2 protein-coding genes are annotated in these 1276 nt (G+C 56.3%); both read right to left on the bottom strand.

What is annotated here, in order from left to right:
* Nucleotides 1-46: 46 nt before the first annotated feature.
* Nucleotides 47-934, bottom strand: a complete 888-nt coding sequence (locus RY113_RS18385; protein WP_315915829.1) for an IS3 family transposase — start codon at nucleotides 932-934, stop codon at nucleotides 47-49.
* Between the two features lie 5 nt (nucleotides 935-939).
* Nucleotides 940-1230: a transposase gene (locus RY113_RS18380; RefSeq protein ID WP_315915828.1), complete on the bottom strand. Its 291-nt coding sequence runs from the start codon at nucleotides 1228-1230 to the stop codon at nucleotides 940-942.
* Nucleotides 1231-1276: the final 46 nt, after the last annotated feature.

Here is a 1276-nt window from a genome sequence, read left to right as displayed (position 1 = left end):
TTGAGGTGTGTCAAGGATCTGGGACAGTTGGTTAGTTTCTTTTGGGTTAGGCAGCAGCGAGTTGTTGCTGGTTTTGGGTGTTGAAGTTGGCCATCGCTGTTGCTGGCGGTAGGCCATCGTTGTAGGTATGTGGTCTCCACCGGTTGTAGAAGGCCTCGATATAGTGCATGGTGGCCCGTCTGGCGTCGTGGCGGGTGTCAAAGCTGTAGTGGTGGTAGAACTCGCTCTTCAAGGAAGAGAACGCCGATTCAGCTACCGCGTTGTCCCAACACACACCGGCTAATCCCATCGACTGGCGGACATTATTTCCGGCACACCATTTCCCCATTTCACTGGAGGTATATTGCGCTCCATGGTCGGAATGAAAAATTGCTTTTGCCCGTACATGACCTTTGTCTCTGGCCATTTCCAGCGCTTTGACGCACAAGGAAGCGCGCATATGATCGGCCATTGCCCAGCCGACGATCATGCGGGTACACAGGTCGATGACGGTGGCCAGATACAGCCAGCCCTCACCGGTGCGAAGGTACGTGATGTCGCCGACAAGGCGGGTTCCTGGGGCTTCTGCGGTGAAGTCGCGGCCGATCAGATCCTCAAACAGTTTGCCCGAGTCTGAGCGGATGGTGGTGCGTTTGAAGGCGCGCATCCGCCTGGCCGCCCACCCGTTCTCAGCCATGATCGTAGCCACAGTTCCCACGGAAACATCCACCCCGTCAGTGGTTAGTTTCGTATGAACCATGCGGTGGCCAAAGATCCCGTCGGAGGAATCGAACATCGTCTTCACCTGATCGGTCAGCTCCCTGTGGCGGATGGCCGTGGGCGTGTCAGTGGCGTCGCGCCAGCGGTAGTACGAGGACCTAGGGACCTCCAGATGCCGGCACATCCAAGCCACTTTTTCTCCAGCGTTCTCCTGCTGCTGAACAAAGCAGTAGATAGCATCTACCGTTGCTCCTTGGCGAAGAACGCTGAAACTTTTTTTAGGAACTCATTCTCCCTTTCCACTTCACGCAGCCGCACTTCCATGGCCTTGTATTTCGCGGCATCCACCGGCTCGTCCGGCTTTTTGCCATCACCGCTTTGGCCTTCGCGGGAGAGCTTGACCCAGCGCTTGAGAGCGGTCAAGGAGATGCCCAGCTCCGCAGCCACCAGAGCAAGCGGGCGGCCGGAAGAATCAGCTAACGCAACGGCGTCGGCCTTGAACTCATCAGAGTATGTTGGTCGAGAAGACATGGGAACAATCCTTTCAGGAACTGTCTCACATCATTAGTACACCTCA

The organism is Arthrobacter sp. lap29 (assembly GCF_032458965.1).
Lineage (GTDB): Bacteria > Actinomycetota > Actinomycetes > Actinomycetales > Micrococcaceae > Specibacter > Specibacter psychrochitiniphilus.
Note: the sequence above shows the minus strand (reverse complement) of the source record. Positions and strands in the feature narration are given on the sequence as shown.

Excerpts from the sequence above, each read along its gene's own strand:
- RY113_RS18380 (WP_315915828.1), bottom strand. The coding sequence starts at position 1,230 with ATGTCTTCTCGACCAACATACTCTGATGAGTTCAAGGCCGACGCCGTT.